General features: G+C 71.1%; 19 protein-coding genes. 7 read left to right on the top strand and 12 right to left on the bottom strand.

The window, feature by feature from the left end; genetic code table 11:
- Together KZQ38_RS10980 and pafA are read right to left on the bottom strand one after the other, a co-directional pair.
- Positions 1 to 1,038: a WD40/YVTN/BNR-like repeat-containing protein gene (locus tag KZQ38_RS10980; protein ID WP_219440833.1), complete on the bottom strand. Its 1,038-nt coding sequence runs from the start codon at positions 1,036 to 1,038 to the stop codon at positions 1 to 3.
- 49 nt (positions 1,039 to 1,087) lie between these two features.
- Positions 1,088 to 2,446, bottom strand: coding sequence for a Pup--protein ligase (pafA, locus tag KZQ38_RS10975; protein ID WP_219440831.1), 1,359 nt, complete (start codon positions 2,444 to 2,446; stop codon positions 1,088 to 1,090).
- 80 nt (positions 2,447 to 2,526) lie between these two features.
- Between pafA and KZQ38_RS10970 the strand changes: the two genes are divergently transcribed.
- Positions 2,527 to 3,951: a bifunctional phosphatase PAP2/diacylglycerol kinase family protein gene (locus tag KZQ38_RS10970; protein ID WP_372452224.1), complete on the top strand. Its 1,425-nt coding sequence runs from the start codon at positions 2,527 to 2,529 to the stop codon at positions 3,949 to 3,951.
- Between the two features lie 17 nt (positions 3,952 to 3,968).
- Positions 3,969 to 4,865 (top strand): bifunctional helix-turn-helix transcriptional regulator/GNAT family N-acetyltransferase, encoded by an 897-nt coding sequence (locus KZQ38_RS10965; RefSeq protein WP_219440829.1) that lies wholly within the window; start codon positions 3,969 to 3,971, stop codon positions 4,863 to 4,865.
- A 147-nt stretch (positions 4,866 to 5,012) separates the two neighbouring features.
- On the opposite strand, the gene prcA is transcribed toward KZQ38_RS10965, so the two are convergent.
- From prcA to KZQ38_RS10940, 5 genes are all read right to left on the bottom strand, one after another.
- On the bottom strand, positions 5,013 to 5,789 hold the full coding sequence (gene prcA, locus KZQ38_RS10960; protein WP_219440827.1) for a proteasome subunit alpha: 777 nt from the start codon (positions 5,787 to 5,789) through the stop codon (positions 5,013 to 5,015).
- Between the two features lie 32 nt (positions 5,790 to 5,821).
- Positions 5,822 to 6,673, bottom strand: a complete 852-nt coding sequence (gene prcB, locus KZQ38_RS10955; RefSeq protein WP_219440825.1) for a proteasome subunit beta — start codon at positions 6,671 to 6,673, stop codon at positions 5,822 to 5,824.
- 34 nt (positions 6,674 to 6,707) lie between these two features.
- On the bottom strand, positions 6,708 to 6,902 hold the full coding sequence (locus tag KZQ38_RS10950) for a ubiquitin-like protein Pup (RefSeq protein ID WP_219440823.1): 195 nt from the start codon (positions 6,900 to 6,902) through the stop codon (positions 6,708 to 6,710).
- An 85-nt stretch (positions 6,903 to 6,987) separates the two neighbouring features.
- Positions 6,988 to 8,481 carry a depupylase/deamidase Dop gene (gene dop, locus KZQ38_RS10945; protein WP_219440821.1) on the bottom strand — a complete coding sequence of 498 codons (1,494 nt, stop codon included), beginning with the start codon at positions 8,479 to 8,481 and terminating at the stop codon, positions 6,988 to 6,990.
- 52 nt (positions 8,482 to 8,533) lie between these two features.
- Positions 8,534 to 11,008, bottom strand: coding sequence for an FtsX-like permease family protein (locus tag KZQ38_RS10940; RefSeq protein WP_219440819.1), 2,475 nt, complete (start codon positions 11,006 to 11,008; stop codon positions 8,534 to 8,536).
- A gap of 116 nt (positions 11,009 to 11,124) precedes the next feature.
- Here KZQ38_RS10940 and KZQ38_RS10935 point away from each other — a divergent pair, with 116 nt between their 5' ends.
- Positions 11,125 to 11,619, top strand: coding sequence for an NUDIX domain-containing protein (locus KZQ38_RS10935; protein ID WP_219440817.1), 495 nt, complete (start codon positions 11,125 to 11,127; stop codon positions 11,617 to 11,619).
- A complete protein-coding gene (locus tag KZQ38_RS10930) occupies positions 11,616 to 11,906 on the top strand; it encodes a DUF6191 domain-containing protein (protein WP_257901274.1) in 291 nt (96 codons plus the stop codon). Before KZQ38_RS10935 ends, KZQ38_RS10930 begins: the two co-directional genes overlap by 4 nt.
- Here the strand turns inward: KZQ38_RS10930 and KZQ38_RS10925 are convergent.
- The 4 genes from KZQ38_RS10925 to KZQ38_RS10910 all read right to left on the bottom strand — a co-directional run bounded on the left by KZQ38_RS10925 (position 11,878) and on the right by KZQ38_RS10910 (position 15,757).
- Positions 11,878 to 12,789 carry an aldo/keto reductase gene (locus KZQ38_RS10925; RefSeq protein WP_219440813.1) on the bottom strand — a complete coding sequence of 304 codons (912 nt, stop codon included), beginning with the start codon at positions 12,787 to 12,789 and terminating at the stop codon, positions 11,878 to 11,880. The two genes, KZQ38_RS10930 and KZQ38_RS10925, sit on opposite strands and share 29 nt — an antisense overlap.
- Positions 12,790 to 12,918: 129 nt before the next feature.
- Positions 12,919 to 13,986, bottom strand: a complete 1,068-nt coding sequence (locus tag KZQ38_RS10920; protein ID WP_219440811.1) for a glycoside hydrolase family 5 protein — start codon at positions 13,984 to 13,986, stop codon at positions 12,919 to 12,921.
- 101 nt (positions 13,987 to 14,087) lie between these two features.
- Entirely contained in the window at positions 14,088 to 14,855 is a 768-nt protein-coding gene (locus KZQ38_RS37005; RefSeq protein ID WP_219440809.1) for an ABC transporter permease, read from the bottom strand.
- Positions 14,852 to 15,757 (bottom strand): ABC transporter ATP-binding protein, encoded by a 906-nt coding sequence (locus tag KZQ38_RS10910; protein ID WP_308258344.1) that lies wholly within the window; start codon positions 15,755 to 15,757, stop codon positions 14,852 to 14,854. Before KZQ38_RS10910 ends, KZQ38_RS37005 begins: the two co-directional genes overlap by 4 nt.
- Positions 15,758 to 15,876: 119 nt before the next feature.
- Here KZQ38_RS10910 and KZQ38_RS10905 point away from each other — a divergent pair, with 119 nt between their 5' ends.
- Positions 15,877 to 16,986, top strand: a complete 1,110-nt coding sequence (locus KZQ38_RS10905; RefSeq protein WP_219440805.1) for a sensor histidine kinase — start codon at positions 15,877 to 15,879, stop codon at positions 16,984 to 16,986.
- The gene (locus KZQ38_RS10900) at positions 16,986 to 17,627 is read left to right on the top strand and encodes a response regulator (RefSeq protein ID WP_219440803.1); all 642 of its coding nucleotides are present in this window, start codon (positions 16,986 to 16,988) and stop codon (positions 17,625 to 17,627) included. The genes KZQ38_RS10905 and KZQ38_RS10900 overlap by 1 nt, the downstream gene beginning before the upstream one ends.
- A gap of 406 nt (positions 17,628 to 18,033) precedes the next feature.
- On the opposite strand, the gene arc is transcribed toward KZQ38_RS10900, so the two are convergent.
- The gene (gene arc, locus KZQ38_RS10895) at positions 18,034 to 19,830 is read right to left on the bottom strand and encodes a proteasome ATPase (RefSeq protein ID WP_219440801.1); all 1,797 of its coding nucleotides are present in this window, start codon (positions 19,828 to 19,830) and stop codon (positions 18,034 to 18,036) included.
- A 230-nt stretch (positions 19,831 to 20,060) separates the two neighbouring features.
- Between arc and KZQ38_RS10890 the strand changes: the two genes are divergently transcribed.
- On the top strand, positions 20,061 to 20,867 hold the full coding sequence (locus tag KZQ38_RS10890; RefSeq protein WP_219440799.1) for a hypothetical protein: 807 nt from the start codon (positions 20,061 to 20,063) through the stop codon (positions 20,865 to 20,867).
- The last annotated feature ends 6 nt before the right edge of the window (positions 20,868 to 20,873 follow it).

Raw genomic sequence — 20,873 nt, 5'->3', positions numbered from 1 at the left:
CTACGCCCTGGTCAGCACCGCGACCCGGCCCTGCTCACCGGCCGCCCAGCACGTGTCCGCGTGGTCCGGGCAGTCCGCGGTGTCGAAGCTGCCGCCGTCGAACCGCCGCCACGTCCGCCCGCCGTCCCGGCTCACGTCGCTGCCGGTCGGACCCACCGCCACCACCGACGAGCCGTGCCACGCCGCGCCCGACCGGTAGCCGGCGGGCGACGCGGGCGCGGCCGACCAGCTCCGGCCGCCGTCCCGGCTCACCGCGAGGTTGGCCACCGCGCCGGACGGGTTCGCGAAGTCGCCGCCGATCGCGACGCCGCGGCGCGGGTCCCGGAACGCCACGGCGAACACCCCCGCCGAAGCCGTGCTGAGCAGCGGCGCGTCCACCGCCGACCAGTGCCGGCCGCCGTCGCCGGAGTGCAGCACCCGCGCCCGCGGGCCGCCGCCGGTCGCCAGCCACGCGTCCCGCGCGCCCGCCGTGGTCACGCACTGCCCGCTCGCCGCGAACGAGAACTCGCCCGCCAACGCGGGCGGGAAGTTCTCCTCCGGCACCTGACGCCAGCTCCGGCCGCCGTCACGGGTCGAGAGCACCCGGAACCGGCCGTGCACCGGGTCGCTCACCGCAAGCCCCCGGAACCGGTCGAAGAACGCCACGCAGTCGTAGAACGCGTCGGGGTCGGCGTTGCGGAACGTCTCCCCCCAGGTGTGGCCGCCGTCGGCGGTGCGGTACACGCGTGAGCTGCCACCCGGCCCGATGGACAGCACCACGGCCGTACGGGCGTCGAACGCCTCGATGTCCCGGAAGTCCAGGTCGGCGGTGTCCGGTGGCGACACGGAGACCCACGACCGACCGCCGTCGGTGGTGCGCAGCACGGTGCCCTTGCTGCCGCTGACCCACGCGACGCGCGAGTTGACCGCCGACAGCCCACGCAGCCGTGCGTCGGTGTTGGTGGGCCGGAGCTGCCACGTGAGGTCGTGCGCCCCCACGGCGGGCGAAGCGACCAGCAGGGAGGCGGCCACCACGGCGACGAGGAGAAGGCTCTTCATGAGGTGTGAGCCTCCTGAAGAGCCCTCCGCGCCGCCAGGGCTGGACGGACTAGAGCGAGGAGATCAGCCGCTCCACCCGCTCGTCCACCGCCCGGAACGGGTCCTTGCACAGCACGGTCCGCTGTGCCTGGTCGTTCAGCTTCAGGTGCACCCAGTCCACCGTGAAGTCGCGGCCCGCGGCCTGCGCGGCGGCGATGAAGTCACCGCGCAGCTTGGCCCGCGTGGTCTGCGGCGGGGTGTCCTTGGCGGCCTCGATCTCGCCGTCGTCGGTCACCCGGTCCACCTGGCCCTTGCGCTGGAGCAGGTCGAAGATGCCCCGACCACGCCGGATGTCGTGGTAGGCGAGGTCGAGCTGGGCGATCCGCGGGTTCGACAGGTCCATGTCGTGCTTGGCCTGGTAACGCTCCATCAGCCGGTACTTGATGGCCCAGTCGATCTCGCGGTCGATCTTGGACAGGTCCTCCGAGGCCACCGCGTCCAGCGTCCGGCCCCACAGTTCGAGCACCCGCTCCGCCATCGGGTCCGGCGCGCGCTTCGCCACGTGCTCGACGGCCCGCTCGTAATACTCGCGCTGGATGTCCAGCGCCGACGCCTCCTTGCCGCCCGCCAGCCGCACGGTGCGCCGACCCGTCAGGTCGTGGCTGATCTCCCGGATCGCCCGGATCGGGTTGTCCAGGCTGAAGTCCCGGAACTGGACGCCCTGCTCGATCATCTCCAGGACCAGGTTGGCGCTGCCCACCTTGAGCAGCGTCGTCACCTCGGACATGTTCGAGTCGCCGACGATCACGTGCAGTCTGCGGTACCGCTCGGCGTCCGCATGGGGCTCGTCCCGGGTGTTGATGATCGGCCGCGACCGGGTGGTGGCGCTCGACACGCCCTCCCAGATGTGCTCGGCGCGCTGCGACAGGCAGTAGACCGCGCCGCGGGGCGTCTGGAGCACCTTGCCCGCGCCGCAGATGAGCTGCCGCGTCACCAGGAACGGCAGCAGCACGTCCGCGATGCGCGAGAACTCACCCGCCCGTGCCACCAGGTAGTTCTCGTGGCAGCCGTACGAGTTGCCCGCCGAGTCGGTGTTGTTCTTGAACAGGAAGATGTCGCCGCCGATGCCCTCGTCGGCGAGCCTGCGCTCGGCGTCGACCAGGAGGTCTTCCAGGATCCGCTCGCCCGCTTTGTCGTGCGTCACCAGCTGGGCGAGGTCGTCGCACTCCGCGGTCGCGTACTCGGGGTGCGACCCCACGTCCAGGTAGAGCCGAGAACCGTTGCGCAGGAACACGTTCGACGAACGGCCCCACGAGACGACCCGGCGGAACAGATACCGCGCGACCTCATCCGGGGACAGCCTGCGCTGCCCGTGGAAGGTGCAGGTCACCCCGAACTCAGTCTCAATGCCGAAGATCCGCCGCTGCATCCCTCAACAGTAGGCGCATCCGGTGGTTTCCTCAGTGATCCAATCGGGCGGCGCGCGGTTTTCGCGGATAACGTTCTCGTGTGCTGCGACGAGTGAACCGCCTGGACCAGGCCCTCATGCGGCGTTGCGGGCAGTTGCCGGCAACGCCGGTCGACCAGGGGATGAAGAGCCTCTCGAAGGCCGCGAACCACAGCGCGCTGTGGCTGAGCGCGGCCGCGGTGCTGGCGTTGCGCAAGGGCGGACCGCGCCGGTCCGGGCTGCGTGGCGTGGCCGCGATCGCGGGCGCCAGCTTCAGCGCGAGCCTGGTGGCGAAGCGCCTGTTCCCGCGCCGCCGGCCGGCCGCCGAGCTGCTGCCCGTGCCGCGTCGGCTGACCAGGCGGCCCACGTCGTCGTCGTTCCCGTCCGGGCACGCGGCGTCGGCGGCGGCGTTCACCACGGCCGTCGCCATGGAGTCGCCCGCGCTGGGGCTGGCGGTCGCGCCGGTCGCGGCTGCGGTGGCGTACTCACGCGTGCACACGGGCGTGCACTGGCCGTCCGACGTCGCCGCGGGGGCCCTGATCGGGGTCGGTGCGGGGCTGCTGACCAGGCGCTGGTGGCCGATCGGGCGGGAGGACGCGGCGTCCGCGCGTGACCGCGCCGACTTGCCCGCGTTGCCCGACGGCGAGGGCCTGGTGGTGGTCGTGAACGCCAACTCGGGCGTGGGCGGCGACCCGTCGGAGGAGATCGCGAAGGAGTGGCCGAAGGCGCGGTTGGTGGCGATCGACGACCTGGACGGCGTGATCGCCGACCACAACCCGCGCGCGTTGGGCGTGGCGGGCGGTGACGGCAGCGTGGCCGCCGTGGCGGCGGTGGCGGCCGAGCACGGGTTGCCGATGGTGCTGGTGCCGGCGGGGACGCTCAACCACTTCGCCCGCGACGTCGGCCTGAACGGGTTGGCGGACGCGGCCAAGGCGGTTGCCGGCGGTGAGGGCGCGCGGGTCGACCTGTCGACGGTGGACGTGGACGGCGAGGGGCCGCGGTGGTTCGTGAACACGGCGTCCCTCGGGGGTTATCCGGACATGGTCCGGTTGCGCGAGAAGCTCCAGGCGCGCTGGGGCAAGTGGCCGGCGGCGGCGATCGCGCTGGCCAGGGTGCTGCGCACGTCCCGGCCGATGCGGGTGGAGCTGAACGGCGAGCCGCACCTGGTGTGGGTGTTGTTCGTCGGCAACGGGCCGTACCGGCCGAAGGGCTTCGCACCCACCATGCGCCCCGCCCTGGACCGCGGGCTGATGGACGTCCGGTACATCCGCGCGGACACCCGGTTCTCGCGGACGCGGTTCTTCGTGGGTGCGCTGCTGGGCTCGTTGAACCGGAGCCGCACGTACCGGCACCTGGAGACGAGCCGGTTGGACGTGCGGGTGCTCGACGGCGCGGTCGCCATCGCCACGGACGGTGAGGTCGGCCCCACCGGCTCCACGTTCGAGTTCCGCGCCCGATCGGCGGCGCTGGACATCTACCGACCTTGATGTGGTTGACTCCGTCAATGGTTTCGTTGGAGGAGTCAACTGTCGCCGTCCGCGCGTTCAACCGCTTCTACACCGGCGTGATCGGGGTGTTGGACAGCGCGTACCTCAGCTCGCCGTACTCGTTGACCGAGGTGCGGGTGCTGTTCGAGCTGGCCGCGGGGGTGGAGGACGTGAAAGGCGCGCTCGGTCTCGACGCCGGGTACCTCAGCCGGATACTGGGGCGGTTCGAGCGGGACGGGTTGGTCACGCGCAGCCCCTCCCCCGTGGATGCTCGTCGGCACGTTGTCGCGCTGACGGAGCGCGGGCGCGCGGTGATGGGTGATCTGAACGCCCGGTCCGATGCCGAGATCGGTGCGTTGCTGGAGCGCGTGCCTTCGTCCGACCACGCGGAGCTTGTGGGTGCTATGCGCAAGATTCAGCGCATCCTCGGCGAGAGGCCCCGTAGCTACCTCCTGCGCCCGTTGCAGCCCGGGGACCTGGGGTGGGTCGTGCAGCGGCACGGGGTTCGGTATGCGTTGGAGTACGGGTACGACGTGACCTTCGAGGCTCTGGTCGCGCAGGTGGTCGCCGAGTACGCGGGCGGTTCGGAGGGGTCGGCGGGGTGGATAGCCGAGGTGGACGGGGAGGCCGTGGGGTCGGTGTTCTGCGTGCGCCGGGATGCCGAGGTGGCGCAGTTGCGGTTGCTGTTGGTGGAGCCGGAGGCGCGTGGGCTCGGTATCGGGAAGCGGTTGGTGGAGGAGTGCGTGCGGTTCGCTCGGCGGACGGGGTACCGGCGGGTGGTGTTGGAGACCGTGTCGGAGGTTGAGGTCGCGCGGGGGATCTATCGGCGGGTCGGTTTCACGCCGGTCGACGCGCGCCCGGTGCGCAAGTGGGGGCGGGACGTGGTCGAGGAGACCTGGGCCCTGGAGCTGTAACCGCCCGCCTCTTCCCGCCGGACCAGCCGGGTCCGGGTGCCCCACACCTGCCTCGCCCCTGAGCGGAGCTTTCAGGCTCCCTGGCCGGGGCGGTTGGGAGTGGGAGTGAGAAGGCCCCCTGGCGGAGTGCCAGGGGGCCTTGGGGGCTTACTTCTCGTCGTTCGGAGGTAGGTCCACGTCGGTCACGGGCTTCTCCTCACCCTCCGCCTCCGCGGGGGGCGACACGGCCAGGAGCGGGGTGAGGGCCGTGCCCAGGATGCGGCGGAACGCCCGATGGGGGCGGTCGCGTTCCAGGACGGCCACCTCCAGCTTGGCCTGGTCCAGCAGGTCCGGCTTGCCGTTACCGGTGCTGGTGCTGCCCGCGCTCAACGCCTTCACCGCCACCCGCACGGCCTCGGCCAGCGGCAGGCCCTCGGTGTACGCGTCCTTCAACGCGGCAGCCGTGGCGTCGGCCTGCCCGCCCATCACGACGTACTGCGGCTCCTCCACGATGGAGCCGTCGTAGGTCAACCGGTACAGCGTGTCGTGCTCCGGCGTCCGCCCCACCTCGGCCACGCAGATCTCGACCTCCAGCGGCTTGATCTGCTCGCTGAAGACCGAACCCAGGGTCTGCGCGTACACGTTGGCCAGCGACCGCCCCGTCACGTCGCGCGGGTCGTTCTGGTAGCCGCGGATGTCCGCGAAGCGGATGCCCGCCTGCCTCAGGTTCTCGAACTCGCTGTACCGACCGACCGCGGCGAAACCGATGCGGTCGTAGATCTCCGACACCTTGTGCAGGGTCGAAGACGGGTTTTCCGCCACGAACAGCACGCCATCGGCGTACCGCAGCACGACCACGCTGCGGCCGCGCGCGATGCCCTTCCGGGCGTACTCCGAGCGGTCCCGGAGGATTTGCTCGGGGGAGGCGTACAACGGCATCGTCACTGGTGCGGCTCCTGGTGCTCGGTGGGGAGGGGTCAGCCCGTGGGGCTGGACCGGCGGGCGGCCACGACGGCCTCGGCCAGCGCGGCCGTCCGGTCCTCGGGCACGTGCACCGCGCCCTCGGCGGCCGTGATGGTCACGACGACCGGGTAGATCTTCCGGACGATGTCCGGTCCGCCGGTGCCGGTGTCGTCGTCCGCCGCGTCGTACAGCGCCTCGATGGCGGTCCGCACGGCCGCCTCGGCGTCCGCGTCCGGGTCGTAGAGCTTCTTCAACGCGGACTTCGCGAACAGCGAGCCCGAGCCGACGGCCTGGTAGCCGAGCGACTCCTCGTACCGGCCGCCGGTCACGTCGTAGGACACGATCCGCCCGGCCCGGTCCGGGTCGGTGGCCTCCGGGTCGAAGCCCGCGAACAACGGCACCACGGCGAGGCCCGCCATCGCCGCGTCCAGGTTGCCCTTGATCATCGCGGAGAGCCGGTTCGCCTTGCCGTCGAGCGACAGCGAGACGCCCTCGATCTTCTCGTAGTGCCGCAGGTCGACCGCGAACAGGCGCACGATCTCGATCGCGATGCCCGCCGTGCCGGCGATGCCCACCGCCGAGTAGTCGTCGGTGATGAACACCTTCTTCATGTCGCGCTGGGCGATGGTGTTGCCCATCGTGGCCCGCCGGTCGCCCGCGATCACCACGCCGCCCTTGAAGGTGAGCGCCACGATGGTGGTCCCGTGCGGGGCCTGCACGGCCGCGCCCTCCGGGTACCGCCGTGCGGACGGCAGCAGCTCGGGGGCCTCGGCGCGGAGGAAGTCGGCGAACGACGACCCCGGCCGGAGGTAGGCCGGGGACAGCGACGCGGCCGGGTAGTAATTCCCGGTCGAGCTGTGATCCATGGGTTTGTTCTTCTCCTACTCCGGCCGGTGGCTGTTACTCGCCGCCCTTTTGCACGTACGCGCGGACGAAGTCCTCGGCGTTCTCCTCCAGTACGTCGTCGATCTCGTCCAGGATGGCGTCCACGTCCTCGCCGAGCTTCTCCCGGCGCTCCTGGCCCGCCGCGCCCGCGCCGTCGCCGGGCTCGTCCCCGTCGCCGCCGCCCTGCTTCTGGACCTGTTCCTGGGCCATGTCGACCTCCCCGTTTCTCCGGTCCTCGGCGTTAACCCTACCCACCGGGTGCGACATCCGGTGCCTGCCACTCGCGTGGTGTTGATCAGCCGCGGGTGAGCGCCTCCACCAGCTGCTCGGCGGTCTCCGACGCCTCCAGCAACGCACCCACGTGTGCCTTCGTGCCCCGCAACGGCTCCAGGGTGGGAATCCGGACCAGCGACTCGCGCCCCAGGTCGAAGATCACCGAGTCCCACGACGCCGCCGCCACCGCGGCCGGGTAGCGCTCCAGGCACCGGCCGCGGAAGTAGGCGCGGGTGTCCTCCGGCGGGGTGACGACGGCCGCGCGCACCTCGTCCTCGCCGACCAGGCGCTTCATCGAGCCACGCGCCACCAGGCGGTTGTACAGGCCCTTGTCCAGCCGCACGTCCGAATACTGGAGGTCGACCAGGTGCAGCCGCGGCGAGCCCCACGCGAGGCCGTCCCGGGCCCGGTAACCCTCCAGCAGCCGCAGCTTCGCGGGCCAGTCGAGCCGGTCCGCGCACTCCTGCGGGTCACGCGCCAGCGCGTCCAGCACCTCGCCCCACACGCGCAGCACGTCGCGGTCGCCGATGCCCTCCTGCTCCACGAACTCCGACGCCCGCTCGAAGTAGGCGAACTGGAGGTCCAGGCCGGTGAACTTGCGCCCGCCCGCCAGCTCCACCCGCGTCTTCAGGGTCGGGTCGTGGCTGATCTGGTGCACGGCGCGCACCGGGTCGAGCAGCCGCAGGTCGTCGAACCGGCGGCCCGCCTCGATCATGTCCAGCACCAGCGACGTGGTGCCGACCTTGAGGTACGTCGAGTATTCGGCCAGGTTCGCGTCGCCGATGATGACGTGCAGGCGGCGGTACTTGTCCGCGTCGGCGTGCGGCTCGTCGCGGGTGTTGATGATGCCGCGCTTCAGCGTCGTCTCCAGGCCGACCTCGACCTCGATGTAGTCCGAGCGCTGGGAGAGCTGGAAGCCCGCCTCCTCGCCGGACGCGCCGACGCCGACCCGGCCCGAGCCCACCACGACCTGCCGGGACGTGAAGAACGGCGTGAGGCCCGCGATGACCGCCGTGAACGGCGTGCTGCGCTGCATCAGGTAGTTCTCGTGGGTGCCGTAGCTGGCGCCCTTGCCGTCCACGTTGTTCTTGTAGAGCTGGAGCCGGGGCTGGCCGGGGACGGTGGCGGCCTTGAGGGCCGCCTCCTCCATCACCCGCTCCCCCGCCTTGTCCCAGATCACGGCGTCACGCGCGTTCGTCACCTCGGGCGCCGAATACTCCGGGTGCGCGTGGTCGACGTACAGGCGCGCGCCGTTGGTCAGGATGACGTTGGCCGCGCCCAGGTCCTCCACGTCGCCGTCGCCGGGGTGGCCGCCGGGCGCGCCGAGGTCGAAACCCCGCGCGTCCCGCAGCGGCGACTCCACCTCGTAGTCCCAGCGCGCGCGCCGCGCCCGCGGTATGTCGGCGGCGGCCGCGTAGGCGAGCACCACCTGTGTCGAGGTGAGCACCGGGTTGGCCGTAGCGTCACCCGGCACCGCGATGCCGTACTCGACTTCGGTTCCCATGATCCGCCGCATAGGTCGCAGCCTACGACGTGCCGCCGACATTCCGGGCGGTCGTGGTCGCGTTTCACCCCGCGGCCAGGCCGGCCGCCGGTCGGATGCGTGCCGCGCCGCGGGCGGGCCCGAACGCCGCGAGGACCGCCAGCACCACCACGCCCAGCCCGCCGACCAGCAACGGGACCAGGTCCGCGCCGGGCAGCGCGTAGACGCCCACGGCCAGCAGCGTCAGCTCCGCGTACAGCAACCCGAACAAACCACCGCCGAGCACGCCCACCAGCGACAACAACACCGCTTCGGCGATCACGCCGCCCTGGAGGCCGCCCCTGGTGACGCCGAGCGCGCGGCGCAGCGCCATCTCCTTGCGGCGTTCCTGCACGGAGATGGTGAGCGCGGTGCCGATACCGGTCACGGCGACCGCCACGGACAGCCCCAGCAGCACCATCAGCATCATGATCCCCAGGTCGAGGTTGCGCTGATTCTGTGCGGTCGTCTCCGCCTTCGTCCGCACCAGCACGGTCGGTTCGGAGGACAACGACGCCCGGACCGCGTTCTGGAACGCCGCCGGGTCCGTGCCCGGCTTGAACGCCACGAGGACCTTCGACGCGGGTGCGAGGGACGTGTCCGGCAGGATCGCGTCGGCGTTCTCCACGAGCGTGTCGGGCACCGTGCCGGCGAACGTGGCCGTGCGCGGCCCGCCGGGCAGCCCCTCCAGGGTGACCGGCTCGCCCGGCGTCGCCCCGAGGTTGCGTGCCGTGTACTCCTCCAGCAGCACGGTCCCCGCTCCGAACTCGGGCCGTTCGACGCCCTGCGCGGCCAACCACCGGCGCATCTCGTCGGCGTCCACGCCGGCCACGCGCGTCGTGTACCGCTCACCGCGGCTGTCGAGCTGGCTGCCCTCGGTGTTGTGCATGACGACGTGCCCGGAGACCTCCGGCCGGTCGGCCGCGGCCGTCGCGCGCGGGTCCAGCGGGCGCCCGCCCGCGTCGGCGATCACGGCGTCGGGCCGGGGCGCGTTGCTGAACTCCTCCTCCAGCTTCTGCGCCGAGCCGACGGTGACCGCGAAGTAGGTGATCATGGCGGCGGCCAGCAGCAGCGGCATGGCGACCGACGCCGACCGCTGCGGCACGCGCCGGACCTCGGCGGACGCGAGCTTCCACTGCGCGCCGCCGAACCGGCTGGCCACCCCGCCGAAGACCCGGCCCAGCGCGGGCACCACGACCGGCCCGAGCACGCCGAACAGGCCCGCGACGGCGGCGATGCCGGAGAACAGGATCAGGAAGATCGCCAGGGCCGAGCCCTTCGCGAACACGCCGAGCACCGCGAGCACCGCCGCGCCGCCCACGACGACCAGCCCGAGCACGCGCCGGCGGCGCACCACCGAGCGGTCCGGCGTCGCGCCCTCGGACGTGCGCAGCGCGGCCAGCGGCGGGATCCGCGCGGCGGCCAGCGACGGGCGGACCGCGGCGAACGCGCTGAGCACGGCGGCGACCGACACGCCGATCAGGAACTGGCCGGACGTGGGCAGCACCGGCGGGTTCAGCTCGACCGCGCCGAAGATCGCGGACATCCCCGTGGCGTCGAAGAGCCTGGCCAGCAGCCACGCCACCGTCCCGCCGAGCGCCGAGCCCACCACGCCCGCCACGGCGCCGGTGAGCAGCGCTTCCAGCAGGTTCGCCACGACCAGCGGCCCGCGGTGCGCGCCCAGGCACCGCAGCAACGCCGTGTGCCGCTGGCGTTGCGCGTACACGGCGCGGAAGGTCGCCGAAGCCACGAACACCGACGTGGCCAGCGCGAGGATGCTGAACGGGAGGAACACGATCGCCATCTCGTTGTTCACCGGCTCGGCGCGCACCACGGCCGCCGTGTCCGCGCGGAACCCGGCACCCGCGGCCTGCGCGACCGCTTCCCGGTCGCCGCCGATGACGTTCAGCGCGACGATGTCCGGTTCGCCGCCGAGGCGTGCCGCCAGACCCTCGCCGACCACGATCAGCGGCTGGTCGGCCTGCGCGCCGCGCTTGGTGACACCGCGGACCACGACGTCCACCGGATCACCCGCGGCGTCGGCCACCCGCACCGCCGAACCGGGGCTGAGCCCGTGCTGGTAGGCGGTGACGCGGTCGACCGCGATCTCACCGTCGCGGGCGGGCGTGCGGCCGTCCAGGATCGGCACGCGGCGCAGCCCCTCACGCTCGGACTCGACGTCGGCCCGCGCCCGCCGCTCACCCGCCCGGCCGTCCGCGAGCAGCAGGTCCGCCCGCACCACGTGGACCGGGACGACCTCGCGCACGCCCGGCACGGCGGCCACCCGGTCCGCCACCGCCCGGTCGAACTCGACGCCCGAGTACGGGACGGTGCGCACGACGAGGTCGGCCTGCGGCGGCACGACCGGTGTGCCCTCGCGGGTCGCCTGGACCATGGCGTCGCTGAGCATCAGCGACGCCAGCAGGCACGCGACGCCGACCACCAGCGCGACGCCGGGCAGCACGGCGCGGCCGGGTCGGTTGCGGAACTCGGCTGCCGCGAGCCGCAGGGATGTGGGCACAACTCCTCCTCGTGACGCGAACGCCACGACGGTAGGAACGGGGGTCGTCGGCGGGCGTCGGCCCGAGGTATCACTGAGGCGTACTACTCGGGGTGGATCTTCGATGAGGGGGCGCGGTGGAGCGGGTGCTGGTGGTGACGCCGGACGGGGAACCGGCCGGCTGGGCGACGCGGGAGCGGATGCGTGCCGAGGGGTTGTGGCACGCGTGCGCCGTCATCGTCGTGCGGTCGCTCGACGGGCGGCGCTTGTTCGTCCACCGCCGCACGGACACCAAGGACGTCTACCCGGGCCTGTACGACCCGACGTGCGGCGGGGTCGTCGCGGCGGGTGAGTCGCCCGACGAGTGCGCGGCACGTGAGCTGGCCGAGGAGCTGGGTGTCGTGGCGCGACCCGAGTTCCGCTTCCGGACGACGTTCCAGGACGGAACCATCCGCTACCACGCGCACGTTTACGAGGTGCGCTCCGATGGCCCGTTCACGCTGCAACCCGAGGAAGTCGCGTCGGGTGCGTGGGTGGATGTCGAGGCGGTGCGTGCGGAAGCCGAGAACCCCGAGTCGCCGGTGGTGCCGGACGGCCGGGCCCTGATCCTGGAGTGGTTGTCGTGGGCATGATCTTCGCGATGTCGATACCCGGTCTCGCCGTGCTGTTGTTCGCCCTCGCGGCGGGCGAACGGGTGTGGCGCTGGGTGCGTCGCCGCCGGGGCCACCCGGTGGTCGCACAGGCGGGCATGGACCAGTTCACCACGCTGTTCTACGGGGGCAAGCAATTAGAGCTGGACCAGCGGCAGACCGAGTCGATGATGCGTGACGAGGAGGAGGACGGCGCCCCGCCGCGCGGCCCGATCGACCTCGACTCCGGCGCCGTCCGGCTCACGCCCAGGGCAGCGCGGCCCGAGTAGCCCAGTAGTCGCCCGGGTCCTCGGCGAGGTCCGGCAGGTCCGGTGTGATGTCGCGGGCGAGCAGGTTGGCGTGCAGCTGCTCGACGCTCGCCGCGCCGGACAGCACGACGTCCGCCCACGGCTGCGCGAGCACGGCGGCCAGGGCGACGGCGTCCGGGCCGACACCGCGCTCGTCGGCCAGGTGCCGGATCGGTGCGGGCGGGTCGACGGCGAGCCTGCCGTTGGCCAGCCCCTCCTTCACGAACACCTCGATGTCGGTGTCGTGCGCCCACGCGAGCGCCGGGCCGGCGGAGGGCTCCAGCACGTTCCAGGTCGCCTGGACCGCCTCGAACAGGCGGCGGCCCTCGACCTCCAGGTCCGCCGCGCGGCGGATGGTCTCGCCCTGGTGCGGGCCGGACGCGGAGAAGCCGAGGCGGACGCCGGAATCGCGGACCGCGCCCAGCGCCGCCAGCAGCTCGGCGTCGCCGAACAGCTCGCTGTCCTCGGTGAGGGAGTGCACCATGTACAGCTCCAGCTGGTAGCCCAGCAGCTCCCGGGTCTCCTCCCACTGCCGGCTGAACCGGTCCAGCGAGTGCTCCTTGACCTCGTGCACGGCCACATCGCGCCGCCAGCCCGCCACGTACTCGTAACCCCACTTGCTGGACACGCGGACGTCGCGGTGGCCGCGCGCGGCCAGCCACTCCGCCAGGAACTCCTCCGCGCGGCCGTAGGAGCGGGCCACGTCCACGCGCCGGATGCCCGCCGCGTAGGCCGCGTCCAGGACCTCGTGGCACGCGGCGCGCATGGCGTCCACGTCGCGGTCCGCGGGAAGCGCGTCCTCGCGGCCGAGGTTGATGTAGGCGGGACGGCCCAGCGCGGCGAGTCCCAGGGCGAATTCCGGCACGTCACCACGGTAACCGGCGGGCCGTGTGGCCCGCCGGTCGGCGTGGCTGCCCGGGGCGGCCCGTGGCCGCCCGTGGCTGCTCGTGGCTGCTCGTGGCTGCCCGTGGCTGCCCGTGGCTGCCCGGTGCGGTCAGGACGTCGGGAAGTCGTCGGCGGTGCGGATGCGGTCGCGGACCCAGACGCCGGCGGGCTTGAGCTTCGAGGTGCCGGCGAACGACGTGCCGTCGCACGTGCCGGTCTTGAAGACCGCGCCGGAGCGCTCGTCGTCGGAGAAGTTCCAGTTGACCCAGCTGATCTTCTTGGCGTTCATCAGGTCGATGTACTTCTGGGAGTACGAGAAGTCGTTCGCACCGTCGCCGTCGTAGTTCTGGGTGCCGAACTCGGTGACGAACACGGGCACCTGGTCGGCGACCTTCGACAGCGCGTTGAAGTGCTCACCGTGGTGCGAAGCGGCGTAGAAGTGGAAGGTGTACATGATGTTGGAGGCGTTGATCTTGTTGTTCACCACCTCCTGCGGGTCCTTGCCGTCGGACACGCCGAACGTCGACCAGCCGTTCGTGCCGACCAGGACCAGGCTGTCGGAGTCCTCGGCGCGGATCACCGGGACCATCTTCTCCGCGTAGGACTTCACCTTCGACCACGACACCCCGTTGGGCTCGTTCGCGATGTCGTAGATGATGTTGGTCTTGTCCTTGTGCCGGTTGGCGATCTCCTTGAAGAACGTCTTGGCGCGGGAGAGGTTGTGGTTCGGGTCGCCCGGCGTGAGCTGGTGCCAGTCGACGAGGGCGTACAGGCCGCGCTTCGTCGCCTCCTCGATGTAGTTGTGCACCAGGTCGGTGAACTTGCGCGGGTTGGTCTCGTACCCGCCTTCCTGGACGTACATCGAGATGCGGAGGACGTCGGCCTTCCAGTCGTTGGCGAGCGCGTCCAAGGACTGGCTCTTGACGCACTGCGCGTACCACTGGATGCCGTGCGTGCTCATGCCCCGCAGTTGGATCGGTTTGCCGTGCTGGTTGCAGAGCTTCACGCCGCAGACCTTGAGTTGGCCGTTGACGGCGGCGGGTGAGCCCGCGGGGAGGGCGGCGGTGGTGATGGCGGTGGTGGTGTTCGCGTTCGCGGTGACGGCGTTTGCCGTGACCGGGGTGAGCGAGACGGCGAGCGTGGCCGCCAGGGCCAGCGCGATCCGGAGCCTTGCCATGGTTGTCCTCTCGGGGTCAGGGCGGCGGATCACTAATTAGTCAGGAAACTTTCCAAACTATCGCTGGACACTAACGACCACGCCGCGCGTCCGTCAAGGGCTCAGGAATCCCTGCGCACGAGCGCCACCAGGCCCCCGCCCAGCGTCACGACCAGGTACGCCACCATGGCCAGCCCCGCGCCCGCCGGCGACAGCGGCGCGTTCGGGAGGCCACCCGCCAGCTGCGGGGCCAGGAGCGGCAGCATCACGGAGTACAGGCGGCCGTCCCACGGCGGCGGCAGGAAGAGGGCGATCGTCGGCGCCACGAAGAGGAGACCGCAGAGGGTGACCAGCGTGCCCGCGGTGGACCGGAGCAGGAAGCCCAGCCCCAGGCCGACCAGACCCATGAGCGTCAGCGAAGCCGAGTTGGCGAGCAACGTCGGCAACGCGTCGGAGAACGAGCCGTACGCCGAGATCGGCTCCGGCCGGTCACCGGTGATGACCTCGCCGGCGATGTAGGCGAGCAACGTCGCCGTGACACCGATCGCCGCCGACACCGCACCCACCACGACGACCTTCGCCGACAGCAGCACCCGCCGCCGCGGCACGGAGACCAGCGCCGTGCGGATCATGCCGCTGCCGTACTCGGACGTGACCGCGAGCGCGCCCAGGACGCCCAGCACGAACTGCCCGAACGGGAGCACCACCGCGTTGGGGTCGGCGGCGCTGAAGGCGGCCTGCACCTCGGGTGGTTGCCGGTCGTAGTCGGAGGTCATGAGGTACGCGACGAGGACGGCCGCGGCGAGCGTCGCGGCGATGGAGAGGACGAGGTACGTGGTGGAGCGGACGGTGCGGAGCTTGAGGAACTCCGATGCGAGCACGTCGGTCATCGGGTCGCCTCCGTCCGGTACTCCACGCTGTCATCGGTCAGTTCGAGGTAGGCGTCCTCCAGGGACGCGGAGCGCGGCGTCAGCTCGTGCAGCGGGATCTGCTGCCGCGCGGCGACCTCACCGACCTGCCGGGCGGTGAGCCCGCGGACGGCGATCGCGTCGTCCTCGAAGACCACCGCCGCGCGGGCCTGCTCCAGCGCGCGGGCCAGGGCGGGTTGGTCCGCCGAGCGCACCAGGACGTCGCGGCGGAACCGGTCGCTCAAGTCCTTCATGGACGACTCGGTGATGAGCCTGCCCCGGCCGATGACCACCACCCGGTCCGCGGTCAGCGCCATCTCACTCATCAGGTGGCTGGAGACCAGGACCGTCCGCCCCTCGGCCGCCAGGTCCCGCATGAGGTGGCGGATCCAGCGGATGCCCTCCGGGTCCAGGCCGTTGACCGGCTCGTCGAACATCAGCACACCGGGGTCGCCGAGCAGCGCGGCGGCCACGCCCAACCGCTGGCGCATCCCCAGGGAGAGCGTGCCGATCCGCTTGTTCGCCGCACCCGCCAAACCCACCTGCTCCAGGGTTTCCGCGGCGCGGGACCGGTCGATCCCGTTGCTGCGCGCGAGAACGCGGAGGTGGTCGTAGGCGCGGCGTCCCCCGTGCGCCGCTCCCGCGTCCAGCAGGGCACCCACCTGGCGCATCGGGTGTGCCAGGTCGGCATAGCGTTTCCCGTTCACCAGAGCCTCACCGCTGGTGGGGCGGTCCAGGCCGAGGATCGCCCGCATCGTGGTGGACTTGCCGGCGCCGTTGGGACCGAGGAAACCCGCCACGTAGCCGGGTTTCACTTCGAAGCTGAGGCCGTCGACGGCCCTTGAGCCGCCGTAGCGCTTGATGAGGTCGCGTACTTCGATCACGGGACGAGAGTGGCCGGTGAGGGGTGGGTCGCGGATCGGACGGCGGTCTGCTGTTGGTGGGAGGTGGGATCGGACCTGGGTTCGATGTGAGGGGTGGGGCGGGCGGATACCGTCGGCGCGTGACAACGCGCTTGGCCCGGTGGCTGCCGACGGCATACCTGTTCGCCCTGGACATGGTCGCCGGCGTGGTGGTCGTCCTGGTGTACCGGGAGTTCGCGGACCGACAAGCCGAGAACGTGCCCCTGTGGTTCGGGTACGGGCTGGCGGTGTTGGTGGGGCTGCCGTTGGCCGTGCGTCGGCGGTGGCCGTTGGCGGTGGCCGGTGTGGTGGTCACCGCGCAGACCGTGGCCACGGTCCTGCACATCACGTTGGAGCCCTTCGGGCCGTCGGCGTTCGCGATCTACATGGTGGCGGTGTCACTGCCACGCGGTCGGTCGGTCGCGGCGTTGTTGTGCGCACTGGTCATGGGAGTGGTGGCCGTGTTCATCGCGGAACCGTGGCCGGACGACATCGGGTTGGCGATCGCGGTGACGTTGTTCCTCACCGGAGCATGGGCGTTGGGGCGGTCCACGCGTGTTCGGCGCACCTACGCGGAGCGGGCGGTCGCGGAAGAGATGGCACGGGCGGTGACCGAGGAGCGGTTGCGCATCGCGCGGGAACTGCACGACGTGGTCGCGCACAGCCTGGCGCTGATCACGGTCAAGGCGGGGATCGGCAACCACGTGGCCGTCGCGCAGCCGGAGCAGGCCCGGGAAGCGTTGCGGGTCATCGAGACGACCAGTCGCGGGACGTTGGTCGAGATGCGGCGGTTGCTGGGCGTGCTCAGGGAAGTGGACGGGGCCGAGTTGGCGCCCCTGCCCGGGATCGGGGACCTGCACGGGCTGGTGGACCGGGCCGCGATGGCCGGTGTGACGGTGCGGCTGGTCGTGGACGGCGGGTCGGAGCTGCCGGACGGAGTGGCGTTGACGGTGTTCCGGATCGTGCAGGAGTCGGTGACGAACGTGGTCAAGCACGCCGCCCCGGCGCGGTGCTCGGTGACCGTGTCGAGGGAGGGGGACGTGGTGCGGATCGTGGTGGTGGACGACGGGCCCGGGGAGAGGGTGTTGGTCGGGGGTGGGGGGCACGGGTTGATCGGGATGCGTGAGCGGGTCGCCGTGTACGGCGGGACGTTCTCCGCCGGGCCGGTTCGTGGGGGCGGGTTTCGGGTCGCTGCCGAGGTTCCCTTCTGATGGTCGACGTTGTGGTGGTCGACGATCAGGCGCTGCTGCGGGGCAGTTTCCGGGTGTTGATCGATTCGGAGCCCGGGTTGCGGGTCGTGGGTGAAGCCGGGGACGGCGCCGCGGCGGTCGCCGTGGTGCGCGAGACGTCGCCGGACGTGGTGTTGATGGACGTCCGGATGCCCGTGATGGACGGGATCGCCGCTACGCGGGAGATCGCTGCTTTCTCCGCGGCGAAGGTGTTGATCCTGACCACGTTCGACCTGGACGAGTACGTGTACTCGGCGCTGCGCGCGGGGGCGGGAGGGTTCCTGCTGAAGGACACGCCGCCCGCGGAGTTGTTGGCGGCGGTGCGGGTGGTTGCCGACGGGGACGCGTTGCTGTCGCCGTCGGTCACGCGGAGGTTGATCGCCGAGTTCGCCCGCCGGCCGGAGCGGCGGGGGGTGGAGTTGGAAGGGGTCACCGAGCGGGAGAGGGAGGTGTTGACGTTGATCGCGCGGGGGTTGTCCAACGCGGAGATCATGCGGGAGTTGCACCTCTCGATGGGCACGGTGAAGACCCATGTGGGGCGGTTGCTGCACAAGCTCCAGGCTCGGGATCGGGCTCAGCTCGTGATCGTGGCGTACGAGTCCGGGGTGGTTTCGGTGGGGTGAGCGGGTGGAGTGAGCGGGTGGAGTGAGCGGGTGGAGTGAGCGGGTGGGGTGAGCGGGTGGGGTGAGCGGGTGGGGTGAGCGGGTGGGGTGAGCGGTGGGTTAAAAGCGACGCTCGCCGCTTGGCAGGCCGCCAAGGAGAACTGTCAAAGCGCCGTCGTGTTCTCCCCGTATGGCCTGGTCAGAGACAACCACCCTCGTTCCCAGGGCGCAAGCGAAAAGCGTGCTTGCGCCCTGGGAACGAGCGCGGTTCGCTGGCGCGCAGGCCATACGGGGAGAACACGACGGGGGGACTGGTGTGCGGGGCTTCCGCACGGTTGCAAGCGGAAGCCCCCGCTGTGTGGCTGGGCGGGGGCTTCCTGGGTGTGCTCTGTGTTCAGTGTTGAGTGTGTGTTGCGTGCGTGTGTGGCTAGAGGTACTGGCCGGTGTTGGTCGCCGTGTCGATGGCGCGGCCTGACTCCTGGTTCTTCCCGGTCACCAAGGTGCGGATGTAGACGATGCGCTCGCCCTTCTTGCCGGAGATCCTGGCCCAGTCGTCCGGGTTCGTCGTGTTCGGCAGGTCCTCGTTCTCCGCGAACTCGTCCACGATCGCGTCCAGCAGGTGGCGGACCGACAGGCCCGGCTGCTTGGTGTCGAGGAGGCTCTTGATGGCCGCCTTCTTGGCCCGGTCCACGATGTTCTGGATCATCGCGCCCGAGTTGAAGTCCCGGAAGTACAGGACCTCCTTGTCACCGTTGGCGTAGGTGACCTCCAGGAAGCGGTTGTCCTCGGACTCCTCGTACATGCGCTCGACCGTGTGCTGCACCATGCCGTCGATGCAGGCCGCCGGGTCGCCGCCGAACTCCGCCAGGTCGTCGGCGTGGATCGGCAGGTCGGGCGTCAGGTACTTGTTGAAGATGTCCTTGGCGCCCTCGGCGTCCGGGCGCTCGATCTTGATCTTCACGTCCAGGCGTCCCGGGCGGAGGATGGCCGGGTCGATCATGTCCTCCCGGTTGGAGGCGCCGATCACGATGACGTTCTCCAGGCCCTCCACGCCGTCGATCTCGCTGAGGAGCTGGGGGACGATGGTCGTCTCGACGTCCGACGACACGCCGCTGCCCCGGGTCCGGAAGATCGAGTCCATCTCGTCGAAGAACACGATCACCGGGGTGCCCTCGGACGCCTTCTCCCGCGCGCGCTGGAAGATCAGGCGGATGTGCCGCTCGGTCTCGCCGACGAACTTGTTGAGCAGCTCGGGGCCCTTGATGTTGAGGAAGTAGCTCTTGGCCTCGCGGTGGTCCTCGCCGCGCGCGGCGGCCACCTGCTTGGCCAGTGAGTTCGCCACCGCCTTCGCGATGAGGGTCTTGCCGCAGCCGGGAGGGCCGTAGAGCAGCACGCCCTTCGGCGGGCGCAGGCGGTACTCGCGGAACAGGTCGGCGTGCAGGAACGGGAGTTCCACGGCGTCGCGGATCTGCTCGATCTGCCGGTAGAGGCCGCCGATGTCCTCGTACTTGACGTCCGGCACCTCCTCCAGCACCAGGTCCTCGACCTCGGCCTTCGGCACCCGCTCGTAGGCGAAGCCCGCCTTCGAGTCGACCAGCAGCGAGTCGCCCGCCTTGAGCGGCGCGTCCATGAGGGGCTGCGCCAACCACACGACGCGCTCCTCGTCGGCGTGCCCGACGACCAGGGCCCGCCCGATGGACTGGTCCGCGTCGGCCTCCAGCACCTCGCGCAGCGTGCAGACCTCGCCGGTCCGCTCGAAACCGCCGCCCTCGACGACCGTCAACGCCTCGTTCAGGCGCACCGACTGGCCGAGGACCAGGGACGCCGCCTCCACCGCCGGCGACACCGAGACCCGCATCCGACGGCCGGAGGTGAACACGTCCACCGTGCCGTCCTCGAACCGCGCCAGGAACACGCCGTAACCACTCGGTGGCTGAGCGAGGCGGTCCACTTCCTCGCGCAGCGCGAGGAGCTGGCTCCGTGCTTCTCGAAGGGTGTCGATGAGCTTCGTGTTGCGCTCGGTCAGCTGGCTGACGCGCTCCGTCGCCTCCGCCAACCTCTGCTCCAGCAGGCGGACGTGTCGTGGGGATTCCGTCAACTTGCGGCGCAGCAACGCGATCTCGTCCTCCAGGAACCTGATCTGCGCTGTCAGCTCACCAGAGTTGTTGCCCTTGTTCAGCTCGCCGCCCTCATCGGGCTGGCTGCCGGGATGACCGTGCTGCATGTCGGCACCCTCCTCCCGTGTTCGTACGACAACGGTACCGGCGATCACCGACAAAAGCGGCCACCCGCGGGGTTCCCGGGGGTTGTGTGATCACACATTCCCCCCTCTCGGCCGGATGAACTGCTCCATACCGGTGCCTGACGGAACCGCCGACCCGCTACCGTGCGTCCTAGTACGAGTCGTTCCGGGCAGTGTCCTCTGCCACCAGCGGAAAGTTCTAGGAGAACGTGATGTCCGTCCCGCCGCAGCAGCCGGGTCCGTACGGTCAGCAGCCGGGTCAATTTGGCCAGCAACCAGGCCAATTCGGCGGCCAGCCAGGTCCCGGCCAGCAGCCCGGCGGGTACCCGCCGCCGCCTCCCGGCTTCCCACAGGGTGGGCAACCCCAGCCCGGTTACGGCCCGCCCCCGGGCGGCTTCCAGCAGCCGGGGCCCGGGCAGCCGGGCCAGCCCGGCCAGCAGCCGCCCTACGGCCAGCCCGGCCAGTACCCGCCCGGCTACGGCCAACCGGGTGGTTTCGGCGACCCCTACGGCGCGCCGCGCAAGAAGAGCCCCCTGCCCTGGATCCTCGCCGGCGGCGGCATCCTGGTGATCGGCGTCGTCCTGGCCCTCGTGTTCACGCTCGGCGGCGGCAACGGGACGGCCAAGGACGCGGCCGACAGCTTCGCCACGGCCATCTCGAACAAGGACTACGAGAAGCTGCGGTCGCTGACCTGCGCCGAGAACCAGAAGGACATCGACGACCTGAAGAAGGCGTACGACCCGTCCGCCATCAACGAGGACCTGGAGAAGAACCTCGACAGCCTGCCTCCGGAGTTCAAGGAGAAGGCCAAGAAGATGCAGGAGGCGGCCAAGAACATCAAGATGGTCGCCAGCGTGAAGAACGTCACCGAGAAGGACTCCACGCACGCCGAGGCGGAGATCGCGATCAAGCTGGAGGGCGTGCCGGACGAACTCAAGGAGTTCATCAAGGACGACCTGTCCAACAAGGTGCCGTTCCTCAAGACGGACGACGGCTGGGTGGCCTGCGAGCAGAAGTGACGGTGG

Origin of the sequence: Saccharothrix obliqua, assembly GCF_019375475.1 — a bacterium.
In the GTDB taxonomy this organism is placed as follows: domain Bacteria; phylum Actinomycetota; class Actinomycetes; order Mycobacteriales; family Pseudonocardiaceae; genus Actinosynnema; species Actinosynnema obliqua.
Note: the sequence above shows the minus strand (reverse complement) of the source record. Positions and strands in the feature narration are given on the sequence as shown.

What these genes read in the sequence shown, in the direction of transcription:
- pafA (WP_219440831.1), bottom strand. Translation starts at nt 2,446, where the DNA reads ATGCAGCGGCGGATCTTCGGCATTGAGACTGAGTTCGGGGTGACCTGC.
- KZQ38_RS10950 (WP_219440823.1), bottom strand. Translation starts at nt 6,902, where the DNA reads ATGGCCCAGGAACAGGTCCAGAAGCAGGGCGGCGGCGACGGGGACGAG.
- arc (WP_219440801.1), bottom strand. Translation starts at nt 19,830, where the DNA reads ATGCAGCACGGTCATCCCGGCAGCCAGCCCGATGAGGGCGGCGAGCTG.
- KZQ38_RS10980 (WP_219440833.1), bottom strand. Translation starts at nt 1,038, where the DNA reads ATGAAGAGCCTTCTCCTCGTCGCCGTGGTGGCCGCCTCCCTGCTGGTC.
- KZQ38_RS10890 (WP_219440799.1), top strand. Translation starts at nt 20,061, where the DNA reads ATGTCCGTCCCGCCGCAGCAGCCGGGTCCGTACGGTCAGCAGCCGGGT.
- dop (WP_219440821.1), bottom strand. Translation starts at nt 8,481, where the DNA reads ATGCGGCGGATCATGGGAACCGAAGTCGAGTACGGCATCGCGGTGCCG.
- KZQ38_RS10930 (WP_257901274.1), top strand. Translation starts at nt 11,616, where the DNA reads ATGATCTTCGCGATGTCGATACCCGGTCTCGCCGTGCTGTTGTTCGCC.
- KZQ38_RS10920 (WP_219440811.1), bottom strand. Translation starts at nt 13,986, where the DNA reads ATGGCAAGGCTCCGGATCGCGCTGGCCCTGGCGGCCACGCTCGCCGTC.
- prcB (WP_219440825.1), bottom strand. Translation starts at nt 6,673, where the DNA reads ATGGATCACAGCTCGACCGGGAATTACTACCCGGCCGCGTCGCTGTCC.
- KZQ38_RS10965 (WP_219440829.1), top strand. Translation starts at nt 3,969, where the DNA reads ATGGTTTCGTTGGAGGAGTCAACTGTCGCCGTCCGCGCGTTCAACCGC.
- KZQ38_RS10900 (WP_219440803.1), top strand. Translation starts at nt 16,986, where the DNA reads ATGGTCGACGTTGTGGTGGTCGACGATCAGGCGCTGCTGCGGGGCAGT.
- KZQ38_RS37005 (WP_219440809.1), bottom strand. Translation starts at nt 14,855, where the DNA reads ATGACCGACGTGCTCGCATCGGAGTTCCTCAAGCTCCGCACCGTCCGC.